The 14,168-nt window shown below is 35.8% G+C and carries 24 protein-coding genes; 9 read left to right on the top strand and 15 right to left on the bottom strand.

Annotated elements, in window-relative coordinates; translation table 11 throughout:
- Positions 1–22: 22 nt before the first annotated feature.
- Positions 23–466 (bottom strand): hypothetical protein, encoded by a 444-nt coding sequence (locus PP175_RS25630; protein WP_272443946.1) that lies wholly within the window; start codon positions 464–466, stop codon positions 23–25.
- Positions 467–601: 135 nt separating this feature from the next.
- Positions 602–817, bottom strand: coding sequence for a hypothetical protein (locus tag PP175_RS25635; RefSeq protein WP_272443947.1), 216 nt, complete (start codon positions 815–817; stop codon positions 602–604).
- Between the two features lie 370 nt (positions 818–1,187).
- Here PP175_RS25635 and PP175_RS25640 point away from each other — a divergent pair, with 370 nt between their 5' ends.
- Positions 1,188–1,394: a hypothetical protein gene (locus tag PP175_RS25640; RefSeq protein ID WP_272443948.1), complete on the top strand. Its 207-nt coding sequence runs from the start codon at positions 1,188–1,190 to the stop codon at positions 1,392–1,394.
- 144 nt (positions 1,395–1,538) lie between these two features.
- Here the strand turns inward: PP175_RS25640 and PP175_RS25645 are convergent, their stop codons facing one another.
- Entirely contained in the window at positions 1,539–2,771 is a 1,233-nt protein-coding gene (locus tag PP175_RS25645) for a type IV secretory system conjugative DNA transfer family protein (protein ID WP_272443949.1), read from the bottom strand.
- Between the two features lie 387 nt (positions 2,772–3,158).
- Between PP175_RS25645 and PP175_RS25650 the strand changes: the two genes are divergently transcribed.
- Together PP175_RS25650 and PP175_RS25655 are read left to right on the top strand one after the other, a co-directional pair.
- Entirely contained in the window at positions 3,159–3,527 is a 369-nt protein-coding gene (locus PP175_RS25650; protein WP_272443950.1) for a hypothetical protein, read from the top strand.
- 142 nt (positions 3,528–3,669) lie between these two features.
- Positions 3,670–4,824 carry a tyrosine-type recombinase/integrase gene (locus PP175_RS25655; RefSeq protein WP_272443951.1) on the top strand — a complete coding sequence of 385 codons (1,155 nt, stop codon included), beginning with the start codon at positions 3,670–3,672 and terminating at the stop codon, positions 4,822–4,824.
- Between the two features lie 364 nt (positions 4,825–5,188).
- On the opposite strand, the gene PP175_RS25665 is transcribed toward PP175_RS25655, so the two are convergent.
- The 4 genes from PP175_RS25665 to PP175_RS25680 form a co-directional block, all read right to left on the bottom strand.
- Positions 5,189–5,578, bottom strand: coding sequence for a hypothetical protein (locus PP175_RS25665; protein ID WP_272443952.1), 390 nt, complete (start codon positions 5,576–5,578; stop codon positions 5,189–5,191).
- 430 nt (positions 5,579–6,008) lie between these two features.
- A complete protein-coding gene (locus PP175_RS25670; RefSeq protein WP_272443953.1) occupies positions 6,009–6,200 on the bottom strand; it encodes a hypothetical protein in 192 nt (63 codons plus the stop codon).
- A gap of 257 nt (positions 6,201–6,457) precedes the next feature.
- The gene (locus PP175_RS25675) at positions 6,458–7,219 is read right to left on the bottom strand and encodes a uracil-DNA glycosylase (protein ID WP_272443954.1); all 762 of its coding nucleotides are present in this window, start codon (positions 7,217–7,219) and stop codon (positions 6,458–6,460) included.
- Between the two features lie 16 nt (positions 7,220–7,235).
- Positions 7,236–7,361: a hypothetical protein gene (locus tag PP175_RS25680; RefSeq protein ID WP_272443955.1), complete on the bottom strand. Its 126-nt coding sequence runs from the start codon at positions 7,359–7,361 to the stop codon at positions 7,236–7,238.
- Positions 7,362–7,598: 237 nt separating this feature from the next.
- Between PP175_RS25680 and PP175_RS25685 the strand changes: the two genes are divergently transcribed.
- The 3 genes from PP175_RS25685 to PP175_RS25695 all read left to right on the top strand — a co-directional run bounded on the left by PP175_RS25685 (position 7,599) and on the right by PP175_RS25695 (position 9,127).
- Complete coding sequence (locus tag PP175_RS25685; RefSeq protein WP_272443956.1) at positions 7,599–7,895, top strand: hypothetical protein; 297 nt, start codon at positions 7,599–7,601, stop codon at positions 7,893–7,895.
- 367 nt (positions 7,896–8,262) lie between these two features.
- A complete protein-coding gene (locus tag PP175_RS25690; protein WP_272443957.1) occupies positions 8,263–8,760 on the top strand; it encodes a hypothetical protein in 498 nt (165 codons plus the stop codon).
- Between the two features lie 157 nt (positions 8,761–8,917).
- Positions 8,918–9,127 carry a hypothetical protein gene (locus tag PP175_RS25695; protein WP_272443958.1) on the top strand — a complete coding sequence of 70 codons (210 nt, stop codon included), beginning with the start codon at positions 8,918–8,920 and terminating at the stop codon, positions 9,125–9,127.
- Here PP175_RS25695 and PP175_RS25700 read toward each other — a convergent pair.
- Together PP175_RS25700 and PP175_RS25705 are read right to left on the bottom strand one after the other, a co-directional pair.
- A complete protein-coding gene (locus PP175_RS25700) occupies positions 9,124–9,774 on the bottom strand; it encodes a hypothetical protein (RefSeq protein ID WP_272443959.1) in 651 nt (216 codons plus the stop codon). The two genes, PP175_RS25695 and PP175_RS25700, sit on opposite strands and share 4 nt — an antisense overlap.
- Before the next feature lie 258 nt (positions 9,775–10,032).
- On the bottom strand, positions 10,033–10,245 hold the full coding sequence (locus tag PP175_RS25705) for a hypothetical protein (RefSeq protein ID WP_272443960.1): 213 nt from the start codon (positions 10,243–10,245) through the stop codon (positions 10,033–10,035).
- 200 nt (positions 10,246–10,445) lie between these two features.
- Between PP175_RS25705 and PP175_RS25710 the strand changes: the two genes are divergently transcribed.
- Positions 10,446–10,754 (top strand): hypothetical protein, encoded by a 309-nt coding sequence (locus PP175_RS25710; RefSeq protein ID WP_272443961.1) that lies wholly within the window; start codon positions 10,446–10,448, stop codon positions 10,752–10,754.
- Between the two features lie 19 nt (positions 10,755–10,773).
- Positions 10,774–11,100 carry a hypothetical protein gene (locus PP175_RS25715; RefSeq protein WP_272443962.1) on the top strand — a complete coding sequence of 109 codons (327 nt, stop codon included), beginning with the start codon at positions 10,774–10,776 and terminating at the stop codon, positions 11,098–11,100.
- A gap of 1 nt (position 11,101) precedes the next feature.
- Here PP175_RS25715 and PP175_RS25720 read toward each other — a convergent pair whose 3' ends face one another.
- Positions 11,102–11,689 carry a hypothetical protein gene (locus PP175_RS25720; RefSeq protein ID WP_334314240.1) on the bottom strand — a complete coding sequence of 196 codons (588 nt, stop codon included), beginning with the start codon at positions 11,687–11,689 and terminating at the stop codon, positions 11,102–11,104.
- 480 nt (positions 11,690–12,169) lie between these two features.
- Here PP175_RS25720 and PP175_RS25725 point away from each other — a divergent pair, with 480 nt between their 5' ends.
- Positions 12,170–12,340 (top strand): hypothetical protein, encoded by a 171-nt coding sequence (locus PP175_RS25725; RefSeq protein ID WP_272443963.1) that lies wholly within the window; start codon positions 12,170–12,172, stop codon positions 12,338–12,340.
- A gap of 129 nt (positions 12,341–12,469) precedes the next feature.
- Here PP175_RS25725 and PP175_RS25730 read toward each other — a convergent pair whose 3' ends face one another.
- The 5 genes from PP175_RS25730 to PP175_RS25750 form a co-directional block, all read right to left on the bottom strand.
- Entirely contained in the window at positions 12,470–12,730 is a 261-nt protein-coding gene (locus PP175_RS25730) for a hypothetical protein (protein WP_272443964.1), read from the bottom strand.
- Between the two features lie 122 nt (positions 12,731–12,852).
- A complete protein-coding gene (locus tag PP175_RS25735; RefSeq protein ID WP_272443965.1) occupies positions 12,853–13,122 on the bottom strand; it encodes a hypothetical protein in 270 nt (89 codons plus the stop codon).
- A gap of 111 nt (positions 13,123–13,233) precedes the next feature.
- Positions 13,234–13,572: a hypothetical protein gene (locus PP175_RS25740; protein ID WP_272443966.1), complete on the bottom strand. Its 339-nt coding sequence runs from the start codon at positions 13,570–13,572 to the stop codon at positions 13,234–13,236.
- A 28-nt stretch (positions 13,573–13,600) separates the two neighbouring features.
- On the bottom strand, positions 13,601–13,792 hold the full coding sequence (locus PP175_RS25745; protein ID WP_272443967.1) for a hypothetical protein: 192 nt from the start codon (positions 13,790–13,792) through the stop codon (positions 13,601–13,603).
- Between the two features lie 46 nt (positions 13,793–13,838).
- Positions 13,839–13,976, bottom strand: a complete 138-nt coding sequence (locus tag PP175_RS25750) for a hypothetical protein (RefSeq protein WP_272443968.1) — start codon at positions 13,974–13,976, stop codon at positions 13,839–13,841.
- Positions 13,977–14,168 lie beyond the last annotated feature (192 nt).

Raw genomic sequence — 14,168 nt, forward strand, 5'->3', positions numbered from 1 at the left:
CTCTTCTTCTCCTTATTTATTGCTAGTTTCTTTCGGAAACATATTCATAAGGCATAGCTTTGATGTGTATGCTTAATTGCTTACCGTACCCTTCTACTCGATGAAGCTGACGGCTATCAATAACCAGGAGTTTCTGTTCCTCTTTGTAAAGAACAAATCCGATATTCTCAACTAAGAGAAACTCTTTTAACCTATCGACATGTTCGGTAGGTACTTCAATCACCAAAAAATCCTCGTATTGGACATAAGAAGTATCATATGCCTCATAGTTATCAATGAGTTTTTTCAATGTGTCCGAGTTTCCTTTAAATGTCCCATAGTGATTACCGTAACCTAATGCCAGTAGTTCTTTTAATGTCTTTTTAGAAAACCAGGTACTACAATTTGAGAAATCCATTCCTCTGAAAACGGCATACTTGATTTCTTCTTCCTCTAAAGCGTTTGGATGTTTTAGGTATTCTCCCATTATTGATTCCTGCCTTCCTTATCATCTGATGACTTGCATCGCCTGTATTTTGTAAACTCATATATTATAGAAAAACCCTAAAGAATTATTAGTTTGCAAAAAAAAAAGAGGCTTTCACACCTCTTTATCCTTTCGTTAGGCTACAATCGCTTCCCCAATTTCTTTCTCAAACGACTGTTCCAACATAATCCGTTCAAAGCATTTTTCAGCCCTGATTTTTTGTAGCTCTTTGATTTCCTTCGATTTATCGATTTTGTTTATCTTCACTTCAAGTTCTAATACCTCTTGTTGCAAACGAAGAATTTCATCTTCTTTCTTTAATTTTTCAATACGTAATAGGCACTCGTTCATATCAATACCTCCCGAATTTATCCCTGATAGGAATCCAATTTCTGATTGTTAATGTATTGTACAGAGAACGGACAGTGTTTATTCAAAATAACGAAAAACCAAAGCAAATCCTTGAAAAATTTTTGTAAATAATATGCAATTCTCCTTTATGCCAAACGTCTCTAATAAAACAAAGAGAAAGACTGGTTTAACATAGCCAGTCTTTTTGCTATCAATAAGGTTCCATTATGGCTATTACATACTCGTTATAAACAACTTATCCGCTGTATAAAATAGTAAATCATTTCAATAAATAAAGGCGTTTTATCAAACATATTTGTGAGAAAAGAGGAATTTACTTAAGAAGAACAATCAACAGGTTATATATGTAATGACATGGAATGAGGATAATTTGGTTTCAGAATCCATGAATATAGAGGCTTCACATGACGAAGAAGCGATTCGGACTGCCAATCAACTGATTAGTGAAAAATTCGTAGCTTCCTGGTTCTTAGACAAAGTAACCGTGAAACCTTTTGCTTTCGGTTTGTTAGCACAACGAACGGTAACTACACTCGATTATCAAGAAGCATTATAGGATTTGGGGAATTTCCTAACAGCACAAGAACACAGGTAAATTCACCTGTGTTTTTTTCGTTGTTTCTTCCTTTCCTAACAAGCTAAACCCATCAAAAAAAGGAACCAACCAGAAGTTGATTCCTAATTCCATACGGTTCGTTTTCTAACTCAATTGCAATTCTTTTTCATATCGCTTGCTTCTTCTTGCTATAAATTCTTGTTCTTCTTTTGTAAGCGGAATCGCTTCTGCTTTGCCTAATACCCTATCGCTTTGAACACGATTGTCTAGAAAAAGAAAGAGTTCACCTAGTTGCATCTTTTTCACTATCTCAGCACGGTTTATATCCAACAGGAATCGGCTCACCTCTTCCAAATCCCTACCTTGTAGAAATGGCATTAAAATATGGTTTCTTACATTGGACAAAAGGGTTGGTATTTGCGCATAACTTTGCGTTCCAGCCACAAGCGCAACCTTGTATTTTCGACACACACGCATGAAGTTTTCTGCAATTTTATCAATACGAGCGGCTTCATCTACATATAAGAAATTTGGAGTGACCTTATTCGTTTGCTTTATAACCGCTTCTTGATACGACAGGAATAGAAGTTGCATCAAAAGTTCTCCTGCATCACCCTTACGATAGCTTTGAGAATCAATAATTACAACATCTTTTCGTTGAATATGCTGAGAGAAGTCAAGTTCAACTCGGTCTGTATCAGGTGTTTCAATCAACATGTCATACACGTCACTATCGGTTAAAAGCTTTGAAAAAAGAATCCGAACGTTTATGCCATAAAGAAAGGTTTCTCCCTTTTCATGAAAGTATTCATTTAAGAACCAGGATTGGATAATAGTTGCTTCTTGTGGGTCTTTTTTGTTTGTGGTTACACGAGTAAACTCCACCACTTTTTTTCTACCCACACCTCCTGTATTTTGAATAAAATGTAGCAAATCATTTAAGGTTACGTTATCCCCGTGAAGCCGTTTTAACACTTTAACAGCGTTCGAAATTAAGAGTTTGCCCATTGACTTAAAGAGTTCATCGCTATCCTTATAATAGCTCGAAAATAATGCTTGAAGTAAGTTAATGACTTTTTCTTCTGTTCCCTTCATGGGGTTAAATTTCACTATATTTCCGAACGGATTAATATACACGATTTTTCTTCGATTACTTTTTGCTAATGCATAAGCTTTTATTGCTAAATCCCCTACGTTATCAAAGATAGTGACGCCCCTTTTGTTTTCAATATCTTGCTTTATCATCGGTAATAACACAGAATATGTTTTTCCAGAACCAGCAGGACCTACCACGATGGTGTTTAAAAAGCGACTATTCTCCTCTAAATAAATTTCTTCCCCTTCATATCTTCTAGCAATTAAAATCGGTTTTTCCATAAAAAAATTCCTCCTTATTCCCTTTTAATTTTGTTTATAGTCAATATATAACGGTTAGGTGTATTCTACAAGGTTAATCGTGTCGAACCATGTTCTAGCATTTGAACTTTGGTTCTAGAATAAGGAAGTTTTGTCCTGAAAAAGCCAATAGTTGTCTTGAAAGACTTATGTCCCTCCATAAGCAACAACGAATTTCATAAAGAATCTTTCTTTTCGTGTTGTCTATAATAGTAAAAATCAATGATTCAGGTGTTCTATAGTTGAAACGCATGCAACAGGAACATTCAGAAGTAAAAGGTTTGAACCAACAAGTGCAAGGTAACTTTAAGCTCAAGGTTCTTTGTAAACACCAAAAAGAATAATTTATATACTAGGGAGGAAATAACAATGGCAACATTTATTGAACAAGCACTTAAAACGGTTTTAGAAGGTAAATTCGATGTAGCGGAGCATAAAATTGGACGTTATCATGTGTGGATGAAATGGGATGGCTATTCGGCTATGGTAGACATCACCTACCTTACCGAAGATGGACAACATGATTTTACAATCTGTCAGTGGGATTCACTTGATAAGCGAATTGCATTGCCTGATGAAGATAACTTACATGGAACGAATCGTGAAAAAGTAAACATGGCAATACAAGCGATTCAATTATTGGGTTATCAATTGAATCAAATTTGTTTATATGCAAGTAAATTTGGGCATTCAGCATACGAGGATGTTACAGATGAATTTATTAAGCTAATTGCATAAAAAAGGTGAAAGCAAAAGCTGAGACACAGATTTTTTCTGTGTCTTTTCTTTCTCTAAACCGAACATACATTCATGTTTTTTGTTTTAGAACATGGATAGCTTTGGTATAATGAAACTAAGGCTTTTCATTGGGAGGTGTAGTATGAAGGCTGATATTGAAGTGAAATTACAAGAAAATTTACGTGATAAACTCTTGGGTCTTCCTGAGTTTGTGGTCGATTACATTTTTGATTTGGAATTCCGAAAAAAACAGATACGTACAAGGATTGAATATGCAAAAGACCTTAGACTTTTTCTAGAATTCTTACATAAAGAAAGAATCGTATCCTGTGAAGAGATTAAAGACATTACCCCATCCGACTTGGATAAACTTAAAGCGAGGGATATCGGTAATTTTTTAAGTTATCTCACCTCTTATAAAAAAGAATTCATAACAAAGACAGGCAAGCATAAAATCCAGGTATTTACCAACTCAGATGTGGGAAAATCCAGAAAGATAGCCACCCTGCATGAATTTTTTAGTTATCTTTTGGAAGAAGAACTGATTCAAAAAGATGTCACCAAAAAAGTGGATGTGAAAGTCGATAAACAAGCCGTAATCAAAAATCGATTGACCCCTGAAGATATGCAGAAATTTTATAGCACCATACTTGATGATTTAAATATCCAAAACAAGCGTATGGAGATTTTCCATCAAAAAGTGAAGTTTCGAGATTACATCATTGTTCTTCTACTCTCTTATACAGGGATACGCATATCTGAATTGGTGCAACTCGACATCGATGACATTGGAATCAATGAAAAAGTAATGATTGTGGTACGAAAAGGTGGCAAACAGGAAAAATTAACGCTTCCTGAACGGGTTATGGAAGACATTGCGGGTTACATTCAACAACGAAAAGCTCTAGAATACGACACGAAAGCCATGTTTATCTCCTTACATAAGAAACGGATTGACCCGAAAACGATTCGAGCCATGTTGGATAAGTATAGAATACGGGCTGGCATTGAAATGAAGGTTACACCCCATGTATTTAGACGAACGTTTGGCACAGAACACTACAACCGCTATCGAGACATGTATTTAACCGCTCAAATCATGGGACATAACTCTGCTGAAACCACTCGTAAGTTCTATGCTGACCCTGCGGAAGAACGACGGTCAAAATCCATGCAGGAGTTTGATTATAAACAGGATGGAAACGAAGAATCCTCTGTTTCCGTGAGCGTAGAGAAATTACAGAAAATCGCTAAACTCACAGGTGTAAGTATTGAGGACTTGTTAAAAGCTACCTAACTTATAAAACTAACTTCTCTAGCATAAATTAAGAGTGAACGGTTTCCCGATATGAAGACCATGCGTGGTTCGTATACGAATGGAAACTCCCTGATTTCCTTGCGAGGATATCAGTATAAATTAGAAAAACCAGGACGACATGACTTGTCCTGGTTTTTTGTTATACAGCAACCACCTAAACACATTCTTTCTACAGCATGCTCGAAGCCTTCCACAAACGCTAGGTAAACCTCTTACGAAACCTAAGTCCTTCTGATTTGGAAAAGATATTTATTCACCCAGATTCAGGTGAAGTTTCAGTAGGGAAGAATATAGGGATTTACGCTTGGCACGGTCGGTATCATCTTGCACCTATTACGGTTTTTTATTCCTCTTGGAGTAAAGCTTTTAGTATCTGTTTTGATTCCTCTGGTAGAATATGCAGTAAACGTCTAAGTCCCATCGAGCGTATCAAGCAGAGAGCTAAGGTATCTCTACCGATACCTTGGGAATCAAATGGGACGCCAGAATAAAATTCCCACTGACCATCTCCAGGAATAGCCTCCGAAAATTCTTCATACGACAACAACGAAGGCTCCGCTTTTGGAACAAGAGAATGTTTGTTCATTCCACCACTCTTCAACCTTCGTATCAATTCAATATCCAATCCAGTAGCTTTATGAATCACTTGTATGTCTACATCTTGCTCCAAGAGACTTTTTGCTACAGTATTTCGTACTTCTTCTCTTACCCCGTCAAGTATATGGTCATCCATAGAAAAGCCTCCTGAATTTGAAAAAGCTAAAATTGTATCCAGGGATGCAAAGACTTACGTTTCCACCTTCTGTGGCAATCAGAGCATTCAAAAAATCAGATGGTTATTCATGTTCGCTTCGCCAAAAGAGAAATGGCTTTATCTATTTTGCTTATGACCCCACTAAACCCCTTAACCACATTCACTTTCGTATGGGGTAAGTGTGTTTTTCGTTTTAACCCACGCTTTAAACCCATGCTACCACCAGTCCTTCCAATCACTCACTCATTCACTAACAACGACTCTACCAATTCTGTTTTGAGAGCTTCCAGTTTTAATGATACATTTTCTTTATACCAAATGCATCTGATGGGCGAATGGTTGAAGAATGGAAAGCATTTCAGTCGCCTCCACTGGCTCCACTATTTCACCAGCTTCAATGGTAAACGATTCATTTTGCTTTTCTATCAAGAATATCTTTCACGATGCATTGCAATCCGTCTTTATCTGTATAATTTTTCCCTTCGTTTTTTACCACTTTAATACGATTCGTTTGAATAAATTGTTCGTTTATTTCTTCCAATGTTAAATCAAAGTACGGAGACAATTTTTCTAGTGTATAAACAAAAGTTTCTTCACGCATGACCTTTTTCCTCCTCCCTTTTACTCACGAATGATATAATGACTTGAGTATACCAAAGAAGGAATAAATTTACAATATACCCAAACATACTGGAAAGTGTGTATTTTGCGAACTAAACATAATTAATTTATGGTAAACTACGACTGTTTTTTGATACCTATTCTGGTTTTATATTTACTTATTATGACGGTCAACAATGGATGAAAGAAATTGCTTATCAATAAAAAATGGAGGCATCGCCCCCACTATTTTTGCTTTCAATTTAAAATCCAACGAACTGTTTCTTTTGTCTCCTCAAAACAAGGACATTCTAAAAAGTTTGAACCATTTCGATACCCACCGTTATCTCCGTTGGTGCAAGGATGTTTACTCATATAGAGATTCTGTTCATCTACATCCCATTTCTGCAGGTTCTTCGCATACTTTCTAGCGTCTCCCCATAAAAAATAGCGGATGTTTGGGTTGTTTACTGCCATGTATTTTAATAAGAGCAGGAAGAATGGCTTCCAAATCTTTAAGTGACTGCCTGCTTGTGCAAAACCGCCTACTTCACAAGTAAAAGCTGTATTTAAAAAAAGAACCCCTTGTTCCTCCCAATACGAAAAGGCTTTGTCTGGTGTAGGAATAGCAAAACTTCCCTCCTGTATCGCCTGTCTTACGTCCCCTATTCCCGCTCCCACTTCTCGTCCTGTATACACTTTGTGTATCAGTTTAATCACGTTTTTTAATGAGCTATTGACGCCTTTATCAAACCAAGATGTTACCCCGCTCACTTCAAAACTACGCCCTGTAGCGACACCTGGTTGCGGATAAGGGTCTTTTCCAAGTATGACGCAAGTGACAGTCTGTAAATCCACTGTAGCAAAACGTAGAACACGTTCAGTTTGCGGTGTATAGTTCTGTCCAATCAGCGACTCGATTTTAACAAGCTCTTCCTGCACGTTCGGTTCAGAAAAGAATGCTTCCCACGATGGGTGTAACTTAATGTGTTTAAAAAATTGTGATGTCGTTAGAATCATAACCGTATACCCTCTCCTACCCTTTATTCAACAATGAATCGAGCAATTCTTGTAACGCCTCCATGTGGTCAAGATTCATCAATTGTTTGGTGACACTTAATACAGACCACTCTTTCGTTTGATGATTAAATTCTATAGACATAATGGGTTCTCCCCATTGATTTCTCTCATAATCTAAAAGAGAGTAGATGGTCTCCCTGCTATTTCCACCTTGATTCTCAAATTTCATTTTCATTTGCTCTCTTCCCCCATCTTATCACTGAATCGATTGCGATGCGATATTCACCTCTAACCACTATTTATTGTTTATAGTCTATTCAAATGATAATATAATACTAAAGTGAATGCAAAATTTATTTAAAAGAAAGGAGAAAGAAAAATGATAGCAATCATTCGACCCTATAAAATAATTTTATCTTTGATGGAATTATTTCTTGGACTTCCCCTTATCGGCGGCGTCTTTATTCTCGCACATGCCTGGACTCCTTTGCTTGTGATGTTTATTCTACATGCTGTTGGTTTGATGTTTGCTTTTATGACGAATCGTAGAAAAATCGGACACATTATCGGAATGGTTGGGAACGTTTTAGCTTTTATCCCAATCATCGGAATGTTCTTTCATCTTGTTATTGTGCTTATTCTTATTTATGAAATAAAGAAAGAAAAAGATGAATAATCAACATGTCTTTTCATAAGAAAGGAGTTCAGATATGAACTGGATACTCATACAAACCATCATTATTGGTGTTCTCTTTATAGGAGCCTTGTTCTTTTATACAAGTTATGGATGGCGTGGCTCCTTTCTCTTTTCTCCAGGAGCCAATATTTTATATATATTTGGGTACATGCTTCCACAAGCTATCGCTTTTTGCTCTCTCCTACTTGGGCTATGCTATTTATTTCTGTCTCCTGCCCATACACCCCTCCACCTCATTTGTTTCTTCTATATTCCTATCCTATATTTAGTTATCTCATGGGTAAGGAAATACGTTTTTGTTAAACGTATAAGAAGAAAAGAAGAGAAACAATCGGAGCAATGGAGTTTGGTTTATCACTGGCTAGAACAGTTTCCTTTTCTAACCGAACGGGATATCACCAAAAGCTATTTTTTTAACAAAAACGATGAAATAAGCGGAAATCTTTATATCGATATAGATAAAGAATACGCACCTTTAATAGAAGAAAAGGAAAAAGACTTACCTAAAGAACTACATTTAAACGTGCGAATTCGCTCCGACAAAGAAAGCCAATGGGTGCATCAAGTTCGCAAGTGGGTGAATGATTTGAACGGTATTGAGATTTCTACAATTGAAGAATGGACACATTACGATGAAAACCAAGAAAACCAGGGGAATATCTATATCGTAACCGAACCAAAAAACTTCGATAAAATCCAAGAACTTGCAAAGTCACTCCCTAAAAATATTCACTTTTCACTTTGTACACACCGTGAGTTTCTCCATTCTTTGTGGATTGCCTATACCAGAGAGTATTTAGACAAAAATAATCCTGGTGAGTATCGGATGTTTAAAACCGCATAAATTCATGTAGAGAACCTAGCATTCGTTAGGTTCTTCATTATGTGCAATGTTTGCCGTTTCCTGTTCATCATTCCTTTTCATCAATCATAGACTATACCGAAACATAATAGGACAAACACGAACCAACTTATAAACGAATAAAAAGGAGGTTATTTTCATGGCAAAGATAGTATCACTTTCAGATTTTAAAAGAAAAAAGAGAAGGGAAACCACTATGCTTGTGACGGCTCTTTCTCTATCTTTTATTGTTTGTAGCATTCTATTGGACATGAGACAAGCGCATCAATACAACAAAACAACCTTCCTTTTCAATTCAAATATCGCTAACAAAAAAAGCCCTGAAATTTTTCAAGGGCTTTTCTGTTAAAAACCTAGCGTTTGCCAATTTTTAAACTGTCCGTTTTGGTAAATACCAATCATGCCTGTTTTAAGAACATCAGGATGGGCATCGTTATAGGCTTTATCCGTATCCGCACTATATGCCTCTTGATTCATATAAAAACTTCCTTCATCTAAGTGTTCTTTATCCAGTATGGCTTTACACAACTGCTCCGCCTGTACTGGAGACATGGTAGATTTATCGAAGTTCGGAATCAAAATCGTACCATAAAGAGCTTCACGATTTGATGGCACACTCTCATTTATCACTTGATATTTCGTGCCATTTACCGAACCGTCAATTTGTTGTTGATTAGAAGTGGTTTGATTAAGTAATGGTTGTTTGGTAACACTATCCCAAACCCCTTTAAGCTGTCCGTTTTCCATATAAACATCATATTGCCCATGTGTGCTGCTAATGATTCCTTTCTCTCCTTTAAACCATTGTCCAACTGGATTATATTGTTTAATGCTACCTAACATATTTGCGGAATCAAAAGATTGGACGGAAGTAGGAATCGGTACAGGTTGTTTTTTCGTCCCATGTGAGGCAACACCTATAATCATCCCTCCCACTACAATAACCCCTACGGCAATCAGCACAATTTTTATTCTTTGGGCTTTTTCTCGATTCATGACATGTCCACTCCCTTCTTTTTACGTATCCTATTATATTGGGTACAAAAGGAAGCTATAAGCGATAGAGGGTTCCATAACGTATGACACTTTAACAAAATCGTTATGATTTCATCTATCAATAATGATACGGACACAAATAATCTATAGAATTGAAAAAAACAATCGCATTTATGTGAAGTACGATTGTTTTTCGTTTCGTATATTGGCTTTAAACTTGAATCGTCTTTTCAAGTGCTCCCGTAAAAGCACCGCCTCCTACCGATAACTGTCCTTGTTTCTTTCGAAATCCGCACCCTCAATCTTAACCAAAACACCTTCATACATTTGTTCATGGACTTGTTTTTTCGGAATGCAATAGGCAATATCATGTTCTTCTAATTGTTCAGTAGACGCTAATACAGTGTCTCCATTTTGATAGTTTTTATATGAAATGGGGTTTAGAAAAACGGTTATCAGGTTGTCATCCATCGGATAATACCCCTCCTTCATTAACGTAGATATTCCCCATTAGTATTGGTATACCCAATTAGTTCTTTTTTAGACCTTACTAGTCCATGAATCATATTGAAACAACCAAAATATATATATATTTGTTTATAGTCAATATTTTATTTTTGTAGTATATTTAATATATCAATATATCATTCTTTCATGAGGTGAATAATAGGATGTTTACAAAACAAAAAGAACAAACAGAAGAGAAGGTCATTAAAGATTCAACGGTTTTGAGGTTACACCCAACCCAATTCATACCGACAGGAGGATATGTCATAGATACACCAACTTTCGGAGGTTTTGTAAACCCTTCTCAAATCATCATCCATATGGGTCAACCTTATCGTTATTTTGTCGAAGAAGGACAAACTATTTCTCTTTATGAATACGGGAATTTATCACCTATTGAATTTGTAGTAAAAGAGCTTCATTTTGCCAAGAATGAAATCGTATTGGAACGAGTATCAAAATATAATTTTTAAAAAAGAAGGATGCTATTGGATGTTTATAAACAAACCCCTAATATTGGTTTCACTTTTAATTTGTATGGGATTACTGGCTTCCTGTAGTACACAAAGTCCACAACTATCCTTTGTTCAACCACTCATTTTTCATGCGTCTATTCCAGAGCCAACTAAGTTCCCCGCAAATGTACCTGTGGACTATTATGTAGCAAATGGCTATGAAAGTTTAGTTGGGAAAAATCGGGTATTTAACTTTCAGGGTGGAATTGATGGAATTAACCATCAAAACTCACCTCTTTTCAAAATTTCATTTAGTGTGGTTAAGCAATACTACTTTCAAAGTGCTGGTGAACTATCAGGGTGAGTTATATTGTCTTACGCCATCTTGTATCGTACATCTCTTGAACCTCTCGCAATAACTCCCAATACTGACTTCTATACTTCTCCTTTTCTTTTCTTTCGTTGTTTAATTGCCTACTCATTGAATCTGTAAAAAGAGGACTTTCGCTTTTAAATATTTTTTCGGTTTCTCTTGAAAGTGAACGAATCATAGAATTTTTTAAAATCTCTTCGTCAATAGTCAAATCTTGTTTTTTAGCTCTTTTCACCGACATTCCACCTACATAAACACCTATATGAGAAGGTACTTCATCTTTCACTTTTTCATAAAGCTCTTTTGTCATTACGTAGTAATTGAAGTGTCCGCAAAAGGTTTTCTTTGCCTTACTGCGAAAGTCCGAAACCGATACTTTTATTTCATAACAACGCCAAATCCCTTTAGTGTCAAAAGTCATATAATCCACTCGTTCTTCCCCGAACCAGCCAATAGTTACTTCAAAACAACCAAATACTCCTTGCTTCTTTGTCGCTGAATATATTTGTCGTTCCAACTGGATTGTTTCCTCTGTCTTAGCGATATTAATTCCTCCTCTCTTATCACCTTGAAGTTTCAAGAAACTACTTGTATATAAATCAACCGAATTATTTATTCACCACACTGAAAGTTGCATACCCAAAAAATCGTTTTTTTGTATTTCAGTTACAAAATGCGCGGTCTCCGTACTATAAAATATTCCCTACTGACAAAACAAAGGATGGGTATGTTATTCACGATTCTGACGAAGAGAACTATAGTATTCCCGACCCACAAAAAATTGGATACAGCACAGCCTACCCATTAGACCATAAAAACGGTCATTTCGTCATGCATTTTGAAAACGAACAAGAGTATCAAGAATTCTTCCCCAGACTAGGAGATACAGCTATGGTTGGGGTTTATAGCTTTTGTGACTATTACAAGTGTCATCCAAATAAATCCACCTCTGTCTCGCAAACCTCTACCAATCAAAAATCTATTACAAAGTAAAAACTGCATAGAATAAAGTGTTAAATTCGTGGTAAAAATCAATGATTATACCTTTGGAGGGATGTGGATGTTCATTTGGATTATTGCGGGGTTCCTACTCTATGTGCTTATCGGTATTGGACTGCTGATTTACCATGTTATAAACGACCCTTGGGGCGAGTTTTTACTCTATGTGGCTCCATTGTTTATCGTAGCTTACCCCTATTTCATTCTGAAGCATTTGTTAACAGGCAAATAAAAAAGCAAAGAAGGTTGGGAAATCTCCTTTCCTCTTCTTTGCTTTTTATTTTTTAATCTTATATATAAAAATTGTGACGGTCAACAACGAACAAAGGAAATCAAGCGTAATAATTTTATATCATATAATTCAATTTACTATTTGATACATCCGTAATTTTTCTTGCAGGGCGTTAATTTGAGCAGTTACACATCTCATTTCCTCTTTAAGTTCATTAGGTACGTGTTTTTCATTTTCCAATACTGTATTAGCCCATGACATTTGCGAAGATGCGTTACCCATATGTGCTAATGATTGAAAAATGAAATCATCCAGTTTACCGAGTTGCTTGAAGTTTTCGTAGTTCGGCTGATGTGCTTCGTAACTTCCAAATTCCGCTTTTTTATTCATTCGTCTAACACTCCTTTTATTTGTAAATTTGCTATTCTAATCTTTGATTCTCACCGCATAATCCGAAGAGCAAAAAATCATTTACTTTACGTTGAGCTACTCTTCTCGTTTGTTACAAAACATCAAGGAATATCATATTCCGCCTTTAATTGTTGAATTCTCTCATTCATCTTTGTTATTTGTGCTATCGCTTTTTCTACCTCCTCATTACGCTTCCATTCAAAACAATCTTCGCAATAGAGAAGGCTGTCATACATGACCCAATTATGATTAACTTCGTTTCCACATCCATCTAAACGACAATGTAACGATTCGAATTCGCTTTTATAGAATGCAAGTTGTTCTTCTTGTGATAGTTTGTCAATGTCATCCCATTTAATTATTTGTTTCATGTTTAACCCCTCTCATTTATTTTATAAGGGTAAATAACTTTCAGGGCGGAAATGATGGGGAAATCCATAAAAAATCACCACTTTATGTGGTGTAAAGTTTCGTTTAGTGAATTAATCAATGTTAAAATATTCACTTCCTGTATGGAAATCCACTCTCTTTGCAAATTCACCAGTTATTGTGGCTGATTTGACCCCGTTCCCAATGTTATTCTTTTTCTCTTTGCCATCATAATATTTTCCTTTTTCAAAATAGATAACATTACTCATTTTAAAATCTTTTAAACACAGATATTTTTGCTTCATTTTACTTTCCTCTCCTTTCCTACTCACTTTCCTGCTATCATAAGACGAAAAATGGAATAACCAATATAAAAGAGAACCCAAATGCCCCATAACGTAACGAGCCAAAGTAAAGCTTGTGCTAGGATGGTTTTGATTTTTTGTAACCACATATTCACTGTATTCCTTTCTAACCCTATTATAAGACATTTATTAGGAATACTTTCGCAATGAAAACCATAGCGATTTCGCAAGCTGTTGTTTTAATTAAAATGCTAAATGAATCATCAGAAAAATAGCAGATTTTCTTTGTACGTAAAATCTCAGTTACAATGACAATCGTAATAGGAATTGCAATTAGCATAATTAACAATGGCATTGAAATAAACATATTCTTCCTCCTTATTGGTATTCTATGACCTTATCTCGACATCAACTTAATGAATCGGTGTTGCACTAATCGCTTGAAACAGCGTGTACATAATATAGAAACTTAGACCCATCCCACCTGCAAACATGATTGCGGAAAAGATAGTTGCATAAGCTGTTTTGTTTTTAGATTCGTTGGCTTTCATTTTCGTTTACACCTTCTTTATTTAGATATATTTGTAAATGTGGATTACAACACTAATAAGTAATGTGCATGTATACCATTCAATGACGCCAAATGGCTCGTCTTTTTGTATCATACCCCTAATGAAATTTATAGGGATTACCAAAAGACAGGCTACTGGAATAAGTAAAAAAACAAAGTTCTGAAATATATT

The sequence above is a fragment of the Aneurinibacillus sp. Ricciae_BoGa-3 genome (genome assembly GCF_028421645.1).
In the GTDB taxonomy this organism is placed as follows: Bacteria; Bacillota; Bacilli; order Aneurinibacillales; family Aneurinibacillaceae; genus Aneurinibacillus_B.

What these genes read in the sequence shown, in the direction of transcription:
- PP175_RS25645 (WP_272443949.1), bottom strand. Translation starts at nt 2,771, where the DNA reads ATGGAAAAACCGATTTTAATTGCTAGAAGATATGAAGGGGAAGAAATT.
- PP175_RS25730 (WP_272443964.1), bottom strand. Translation starts at nt 12,730, where the DNA reads ATGAATAAAAAAGCGGAATTTGGAAGTTACGAAGCACATCAGCCGAAC.
- PP175_RS25675 (WP_272443954.1), bottom strand. Translation starts at nt 7,219, where the DNA reads ATGATTCTAACGACATCACAATTTTTTAAACACATTAAGTTACACCCA.
- PP175_RS25630 (WP_272443946.1), bottom strand. Translation starts at nt 466, where the DNA reads ATGGGAGAATACCTAAAACATCCAAACGCTTTAGAGGAAGAAGAAATC.
- PP175_RS25750 (WP_272443968.1), bottom strand. Translation starts at nt 13,976, where the DNA reads ATGAAAGCCAACGAATCTAAAAACAAAACAGCTTATGCAACTATCTTT.
- PP175_RS25685 (WP_272443956.1), top strand. Translation starts at nt 7,599, where the DNA reads ATGATAGCAATCATTCGACCCTATAAAATAATTTTATCTTTGATGGAA.
- PP175_RS25725 (WP_272443963.1), top strand. Translation starts at nt 12,170, where the DNA reads ATGTTCATTTGGATTATTGCGGGGTTCCTACTCTATGTGCTTATCGGT.
- PP175_RS25735 (WP_272443965.1), bottom strand. Translation starts at nt 13,122, where the DNA reads ATGAAACAAATAATTAAATGGGATGACATTGACAAACTATCACAAGAA.
- PP175_RS25635 (WP_272443947.1), bottom strand. Translation starts at nt 817, where the DNA reads ATGAACGAGTGCCTATTACGTATTGAAAAATTAAAGAAAGAAGATGAA.
- PP175_RS25705 (WP_272443960.1), bottom strand. Translation starts at nt 10,245, where the DNA reads ATGGATGACAACCTGATAACCGTTTTTCTAAACCCCATTTCATATAAA.
- PP175_RS25745 (WP_272443967.1), bottom strand. Translation starts at nt 13,792, where the DNA reads ATGTTTATTTCAATGCCATTGTTAATTATGCTAATTGCAATTCCTATT.
- PP175_RS25715 (WP_272443962.1), top strand. Translation starts at nt 10,774, where the DNA reads ATGTTTATAAACAAACCCCTAATATTGGTTTCACTTTTAATTTGTATG.
- PP175_RS25640 (WP_272443948.1), top strand. Translation starts at nt 1,188, where the DNA reads ATGACATGGAATGAGGATAATTTGGTTTCAGAATCCATGAATATAGAG.
- PP175_RS25665 (WP_272443952.1), bottom strand. Translation starts at nt 5,578, where the DNA reads ATGGATGACCATATACTTGACGGGGTAAGAGAAGAAGTACGAAATACT.
- PP175_RS25655 (WP_272443951.1), top strand. Translation starts at nt 3,670, where the DNA reads ATGAAGGCTGATATTGAAGTGAAATTACAAGAAAATTTACGTGATAAA.
- PP175_RS25650 (WP_272443950.1), top strand. Translation starts at nt 3,159, where the DNA reads ATGGCAACATTTATTGAACAAGCACTTAAAACGGTTTTAGAAGGTAAA.
- PP175_RS25670 (WP_272443953.1), bottom strand. Translation starts at nt 6,200, where the DNA reads ATGCGTGAAGAAACTTTTGTTTATACACTAGAAAAATTGTCTCCGTAC.
- PP175_RS25680 (WP_272443955.1), bottom strand. Translation starts at nt 7,361, where the DNA reads ATGTCTATAGAATTTAATCATCAAACGAAAGAGTGGTCTGTATTAAGT.
- PP175_RS25710 (WP_272443961.1), top strand. Translation starts at nt 10,446, where the DNA reads ATGTTTACAAAACAAAAAGAACAAACAGAAGAGAAGGTCATTAAAGAT.
- PP175_RS25695 (WP_272443958.1), top strand. Translation starts at nt 8,918, where the DNA reads ATGGCAAAGATAGTATCACTTTCAGATTTTAAAAGAAAAAAGAGAAGG.
- PP175_RS25700 (WP_272443959.1), bottom strand. Translation starts at nt 9,774, where the DNA reads ATGAATCGAGAAAAAGCCCAAAGAATAAAAATTGTGCTGATTGCCGTA.